Genomic DNA, 6,609 nt, shown 5'->3' with positions numbered 1-6,609 from the left:
CGCGATGACCGTGGCATACCTGGTGGCCGGTGTCCGCACCCCGATCGGCCGCTACGGCGGCGTCCTGGCCGGCGTACGCCCCGACGACCTGGCCGCGCACGTCATCCGCGAGTTGGTCGCCCGCCACCCGTCGGTGGACTGGGCGCGTACCGACGACGTGGTGCTCGGTTGCGCCAACCAGGCCGGCGAGGACAACCGCAACGTGGCCCGGATGGCGGCGCTGCTCGGCGGGCTGCCCGAGCAGGTGCCCGGCAGCACCGTCAACCGGCTCTGCGGCTCCGGCCTCGACGCGCTGGCCATCGCGGCCCGCGCGATCGTCGCAGGGGAGGCCGACCTGCTCGTCGCCGGTGGGGTGGAGAGCATGAGCCGGGCGCCGTTCGTCATGCCCAAGGCGACCACCGCGTTCTCCCGGGCCGCCGAGATGTACGACACCACCATCGGCTGGCGGCTGGTCAACAAGCTGATGGAGCGGGGCTGGGGCATCGACTCGATGCCGGAGACGGCCGAGAACGTCGCCGCCGAGTACGGCGTCGACCGGCTCGCCCAGGACGAGTTCGCGTACCGCTCGCAGTTGCGCGCGGCCAAGGCCCAGGCCGACGGTCGGCTCGCCGAGGAGATCGTGCCGGTGACCGTGCCGGCCGGTCGGCGCGAGACGCGGCTGGTCGAGGTCGACGAGCACCCCCGGCAGACCTCCCTGGAGAAGCTGGCCGCGCTGCCCACGCCGTTCCGCGACGGCGGCACGGTGACCGCCGGGAACTCGTCCGGCGTCAACGACGGCGCGGTGGCCCTGCTGGTCGCCTCGGAGGCGGCGGTCGCGGCGTACGGCCTCACCCCGCTGGCCCGGGTCACCGGTGCGGCGGCGGCCGGCGTACCGCCACGGATCATGGGCATCGGCCCGGTGCCGGCGACCCGCCGGCTGCTCGACCGGCAGGGGCTGGCCCTGGCCGACCTCGACGTGATCGAGCTGAACGAGGCGTTCGCCGCCCAGTCCGTCGCCGTGCTGCGGGAACTGGGGCTGCCCGAGGACGCCGAGCACGTCAACCCGAACGGCGGCGCGATCGCGCTGGGCCACCCGCTCGGTGCCAGCGGCGCCCGGCTCGCGCTCACCGCCGCGTTGGAGCTGCGCCGCCGGGGTGGGCGGCGGGCCCTGGCGACGATGTGTATCGGCGTCGGGCAGGGTATCTCCCTGCTGCTGGAGGCGGCCTGACCGGCTGCCGCCGACCGGGGTGACCAGGGAAAGAGCGTCGTGGATCTCCCGTTCGGGTGACGGACGGGCATAGAGTGGTGGACGTCACACGATCCGCGGCGACGACTTGGGGTGCACCAGTGCAGATGCCGGACGGACTTCCCGCCGAGATCGACCTCTCTCGGCCCAGCGCGGCCCGGGTGTACGACTACTTCCTGGGCGGTGCCCACAACTTCGAGATCGACCGGCAGTTGGCCGAACAGATCGCGGCCATGACGCCGAACCTCCCGGCGACCATGCGGGCCGGGCGGGAGTTCCTGCGCCGGGCCGTACGGGCGCTGCTCGACGCCGGCATCGACCAGTTCCTGGACATCGGCTCCGGCATCCCCACCGTCGGCAACGTGCACGAGGTCGCCCAGGCGGCCAACCCGAAGGCCCGGGTGGTCTACGTCGACATCGACCCGGTGGCGGTGGCGCACAGCCGGGAGCTGCTGGCCGGTAACGACCTGACCGGCGTCATCCACGCCGACCTGCGCGACCCGGAGCGGATCCTGGCCGAGGCCCGCCGGCTGGACCTGCTCGACTTCGACCGGCCGCTGGGCATCCTGCTGGCCGGGGTGGTCCACTTCGTCCCGGACACCGACCGCCCGGCCGACCTCCTGGCCACCCTGCGGGCCGCCGCCGCGCCCGGCAGCCACCTGGTCGTCTCGCACTCCACCTTCGAGGACCAGCCGCCGGAGATGCTGGACGCGCAGCGGCTGTCGGCGCGTACCGCCACCGAGATCTCGCTCCGCTCGCGGGCCGAGATCACCGGCTTCTTCGGCGACTGGACGATCCTGGAGCCGGGTGTGGTGCACATGGAGCTGTGGCGCCCCGACTCGCCGTCCGAGGCGGCGGAGAACCCGGAGCGGTTCGGCGCCTTCGGCGGCGTCGCCCGGAACGACCGGCCCGTCGGCTGACCCGATGGCCGACGTCGGCGCCTTCGGCGGGGACGCCGTCGACCCGACCGGTGCCCGGCGGTACGCGGCCGAGTGGACCCAGGCCGTCCGCCGGCTCGGTTTCGTGCCGCTGAGCGCGGCCGAGACCGAGCAGCTGCTGCTGGCGCACACGCTCCAGTTGGCACACGTCCTGCTTTCCGGCGAGCCGTTGACGCCGGCCACGGAGGCGGTCGGACGGGCGCTGGTCGAGGCGCACCTGACCGAGCCCGGGGTGATCGACTGGTCGGTGCGTTCCCTCGCCGACCGGTTCCCGGCACAGGTGCTCGGCGGACGGGCCGGCCCACCCGGGCTCGGCGAGCGGATCGCGGCGATGCAGGGCGCCCTGGCGGCCGGCTTCGCCCGGGCGTTGCGCGACCGTACCTTCACCCAGCAGGAGCGGATCGCCCGCTCCGCCTGGCAGGCCCGGGACACCGTCGAGCAGGCGCTGCGCGACAGCGAGGCCCGGTTCCGGGCGGTCTTCCGGGGAGCGGCGATCGGCATCGGCATCGCCGGGGTCGACGGAACGATCATCGACGTCAACCAGTCGTTCGCCGACATGCTCGGCTACCAGATCGAGGAACTGCGCCGGACCAACGTCGCCGCGCTGTTCCATGCGGACGACGCGGCCGGGATGTGGGAGCTGTACCAGGAACTGGTCGAGGGTAAGCACGACATCGCCCGGGTCGAGAAGCGCTACTACCGCAAGGACGGCAGCACCGTCTGGACGGACCTGGCGGTCTCCCTGATCCGGTACGACGACGGCCGGCCCCGGTTCACCGTCGCGGTGGTCGAGGACATCACCGAGCGGTACGAACTCCAGCAGCGGCTGCGCTTCCAGGCGCTGCACGACCCGCTCACCGGCCTGCCCAACCGCACGCTGTTCTTCGAGACGCTGGGTCGGCTGGTCGACTCGACGGTGCCGCCGGGCCGGGTCGGCGTCTGCTTCCTCGACCTCGACGGGTTCAAGGCGATCAACGACGGCCTCGGCCACGACCTCGGCGACCGGCTGCTGGTGACGATCGCCCGGCGGCTGGCCGACTGTGTGGCCGAGCAGGGTTACCTGGTCGCCCGGATGGGCGGCGACGAGTTCGTGATCGTGGTCGACGGCGGCGGGGTGGACGACGTGATAGCCGTGGCCGAGCTGGCGCTGGCCGCCGTCTCCGCGCCGGTGCGCGTCGGCGACCAGCAGCTCGTGGTTTCGGCCAGCGTCGGCATCGTCGACTCGGACCTGACCGGCACCAGCGTTTCGGCGTTGATGAAGGCCGCCGACACCACCCTGTACTGGGCCAAGGCCGACGGTCGGGGCCGGTGGGCGGTCTACGACCCGGAGCGCAGTGCCCGTGACATCGCCCGGTCGGCCCTGGTCGCCGGGCTGCCGGTGGCGTTGGACCGGGGCGAGTTCGTGCTGCACTACCAGCCGATCGTGTCCCTGCTGGACGGCCGGATGCTGGCCGTCGAGGCGCTGGTCCGGTGGCGGCACCCGGAGCTGGGGCTGATCGGCCCGGACCAGTTCATCGGGCTCGCCGAGGAGACCGGCCTGATCGTGCGGCTCGGCGAATGGGTGCTGCGGCAGGCATGTCAGGACGCCCGGCGGTGGCACATCGAGTTTCCCGAGGCGCGGCTGGTGGTGAGCGTCAACCTGGCGGCCCGCCAGGCCGACGCCCCGGCGATCGTGGACACCGTGGCCGACGCCCTGGCCACCAGCGGACTGCCGGCGGAGCTGCTGCAACTGGAGTTGACCGAGAGCGCGGTGATGGGCTCCGCCGAAGAGCCGCTGCGGACGCTGCACCGACTGGCCGCGCTGGGCGTACGGCTGGCCATCGACGACTTCGGCACCGGATACTCCAACCTGGCGTACCTGCGGCGGCTGCCGATCACCTGCCTGAAGCTGGCCGCGCCGTTCGTCGAGGGCATCCGGGGCGACGAGCCGGACACCGCCGACCATCGCGACGAGCGGATCGTGGACGCCCTGGTGCGGCTGGCGCACGCGCTGGAACTCTGGGTGACCGCCGAAGCGGTGGAGACCGAGGCGCAGGCCGAGCGGCTCCGGGCACTGCGCTGCGACACCGCGCAGGGCCGGCTGTTCGGCCCACCAGAGCCGGCCGACACAATCGTCAACCGCCTACATGGCATGTAAGGAAGGGCACCTTTAACGCCTGCGGTAGCGGAAGGGCCCCTTCTTAACAGACGAAACGATCGGATGGGGAGCCGACGTGAGCCTGACAGAGACCGGCGCCGTGGTGTCGGTGATCGCCGCGTTGGCCATCCTCGCCGGGCTTGCCGGCGTGGTGGTGCCCGGCCTGCCGGCGTTGCCGCTGTGCTGGGGCGGCGTACTGGTGTGGGCGCTGTTCGGCGGGGCCGGGGCCGGCGGCTGGCTGGTGCTCGCCGCGGCCACCCTGGTCGCCGTCGGCGGCACCGTGGTCAAGTACGCCTGGCCCGGACGCAACCTCAAGCGGGCCGGGGTGCCCACGTCCTCGCTGCTGGCCGGCGGGGTGCTGGGCCTGGTCGGCTTCTTCGTCATCCCGGTGGTCGGGTTGGTGATCGGTTTCGTCGGCGGCATCTTCGCGATGGAACGGCTGCGGCTGGGTGACACCCGGCTGGCTTGGCCGGCGACGAAGCAGGCGGTCGCGGCGGCCGGGCTGGCGATGCTGGTCGAGTTCCTCGCCGGGGTGGTGATCGGCGCGCTCTGGGTGGCCGGCCTGGCGCTCACCTGATCGCCGGCGCATCGCCGGGCGGCGCGGGGCAGGAGTCTGGGTACGACGGATCGCCATACCCGTGAGAGAGAGGTGACGTGCCCCGCGCCGCCGCGGCTGCCGGGCCGGTCCGAGGGCCCGGGCTGTGGTCCGTTCCGGACCAGGTCACGCCCCCAGGATGCGTCTTCGCACACCTGCCGGGCAAGGCAATTACCCACCCGGCCGCCGGTGCATGTTAAGAGGGGGCCCCTTTACTACTCCAGGCGTTAACAAGGGGCCCTTCCTTGCATCTTGGGCGTTGACGGGGTTCGGTGATGCCAGTAGACCTTGGTGATGGAGGCTGCCCATGAGGAGAGCGCCGCTCACACTGGAACAGCTACGGGTGGCCGTCGCCGATGGCGAGATCGACACGGTGGCGCTGGCCCTGGTCGACATGCAGGGCCGGTTGCAGGGCAAGCGGTTCCACGCCCCGTACTTCCTCGACCAGGTCGTCGCGCACGGCAGCGAGGGGTGTGACTACCTGCTCGCCGTCGACGTCGACATGAACACCGTCGACGGGTACGAGATGTCCAGCTGGTCGCGGGGCTACGGCGACCTCGCGATGAAGCCGGACTTCGACACCCTGCGCCGGGTGCCGTGGCAGCCCGGCACGGCCCTGCTTCTGGCCGACCTGGAGTGGTTGGACGGCTCCGGCCCGGTGCCCGCCTCGCCCCGGCAGATCCTCCGCCGCCAACTGGACCGGCTGGCCGCGCACGGGCTGACCGCGTACGCCGGCACCGAGTTGGAGTTCGTCCTGTTCCGCGACACGTACGAGCAGGCGTGGCAGCGCGGCTACCGCGACCTGACCCCGGCCAACCAGTACAACGTGGACTACTCGCTGCTCGGCACCGCCCGGGTGGAGCCGCTGTTGCGCCGCATCCGCACCGAGATGGCCGGGGCGGGGCTGACCCCGGAGAGCGCCAAGGGGGAGTGCAACCTCGGCCAGCACGAGATCGCTTTCCGCTACGACGCGGCGGTGACCTGCGCCGACCACCACGTGATCTACAAGAACGGGGCGAAGGAGATCGCCGCCCAGCAGGGCATGTCGATCACCTTCATGGCCAAGCCGAACGCCCGGGAGGGCAACTCCTGCCATATCCACTTCTCGCTGCGCGACGCCTCCGGCGGTTCGGCGATGCTCGGGGACGGCCCGGCGCGGCTGAGCGTCACCGGGCAGCGGGTGCTCGCCGGACTGCTCGCCACGATGCGGGAGCTGAGCCTTTTCTCCGCGCCGAACGTCAACTCGTACAAGCGCTACCAGCCCGGCTCGTTCGCGCCGACCGCGCTGCGCTGGGGCACCGACAACCGCACCTGCGCGCTGCGGGTGGTCGGGCACGGCCAGGGAATGCGGGTGGAGAACCGGGTGCCGGGTGCGGACGTCAATCCGTACCTGGCGATCGCGGCCCTGGTGGCGGGCGCGGTGCACGGCATCGAACGGGAGTTGGAGCTGGGCGAGGAGTGCGCCGGCAACGCCTACGACGACGCGACGGCCGAGCGCGTCCCCAGCACCCTCCGCGACGCCCTGCCCCTCTGGCAGTCCTCCGAGGTGGCCCGGGACGCCTTCGGCGATGACGTGGTCGCCCATTACGCCAACATGGCCCGCGTCGAGCTGGCCGCCTTCGACGCCGCCGTAACCGACTGGGAACTGACCCGTGGCTTCGAACGCCTCTGACTCGCCCCACCGGGTAGGGGGAGGGAGCGGGCGTGGGTGAGG

5 protein-coding genes are annotated in these 6,609 nt (G+C 72.3%); all 5 read left to right on the top strand.

The window, feature by feature from the left end; all coding sequences use genetic code 11:
* Positions 1–4: 4 nt before the first annotated feature.
* Positions 5–1,207, top strand: a complete 1,203-nt coding sequence (gene pcaF, locus C1I95_RS30875) for a 3-oxoadipyl-CoA thiolase (RefSeq protein ID WP_111219223.1) — start codon at positions 5–7, stop codon at positions 1,205–1,207.
* 119 nt (positions 1,208–1,326) lie between these two features.
* Positions 1,327–2,145: an SAM-dependent methyltransferase gene (locus C1I95_RS30870; protein WP_111219213.1), complete on the top strand. Its 819-nt coding sequence runs from the start codon at positions 1,327–1,329 to the stop codon at positions 2,143–2,145.
* 4 nt (positions 2,146–2,149) lie between these two features.
* Positions 2,150–4,300, top strand: a complete 2,151-nt coding sequence (locus C1I95_RS30865) for a putative bifunctional diguanylate cyclase/phosphodiesterase (RefSeq protein ID WP_111219212.1) — start codon at positions 2,150–2,152, stop codon at positions 4,298–4,300.
* Between the two features lie 76 nt (positions 4,301–4,376).
* Positions 4,377–4,877, top strand: a complete 501-nt coding sequence (locus tag C1I95_RS30860; protein WP_111219211.1) for a DUF456 domain-containing protein — start codon at positions 4,377–4,379, stop codon at positions 4,875–4,877.
* Between the two features lie 325 nt (positions 4,878–5,202).
* Entirely contained in the window at positions 5,203–6,567 is a 1,365-nt protein-coding gene (locus C1I95_RS30855; protein ID WP_111219210.1) for a glutamine synthetase family protein, read from the top strand.
* The last annotated feature ends 42 nt before the right edge of the window (positions 6,568–6,609 follow it).

It is taken from the genome of Micromonospora craterilacus, from assembly GCF_003236315.1.
Taxonomy (GTDB): Bacteria; Actinomycetota; Actinomycetes; order Mycobacteriales; family Micromonosporaceae; genus Micromonospora; species Micromonospora craterilacus.
This window is presented reverse-complemented; position numbering and strand designations above follow the sequence as displayed.

Coding starts and splice junctions, on each gene's coding strand:
- pcaF (WP_111219223.1), top strand. CDS start 5: ATGACCGTGGCATACCTGGTGGCCGGTGTCCGCACCCCGATCGGCCGC.
- C1I95_RS30865 (WP_111219212.1), top strand. CDS start 2,150: ATGGCCGACGTCGGCGCCTTCGGCGGGGACGCCGTCGACCCGACCGGT.
- C1I95_RS30855 (WP_111219210.1), top strand. CDS start 5,203: ATGAGGAGAGCGCCGCTCACACTGGAACAGCTACGGGTGGCCGTCGCC.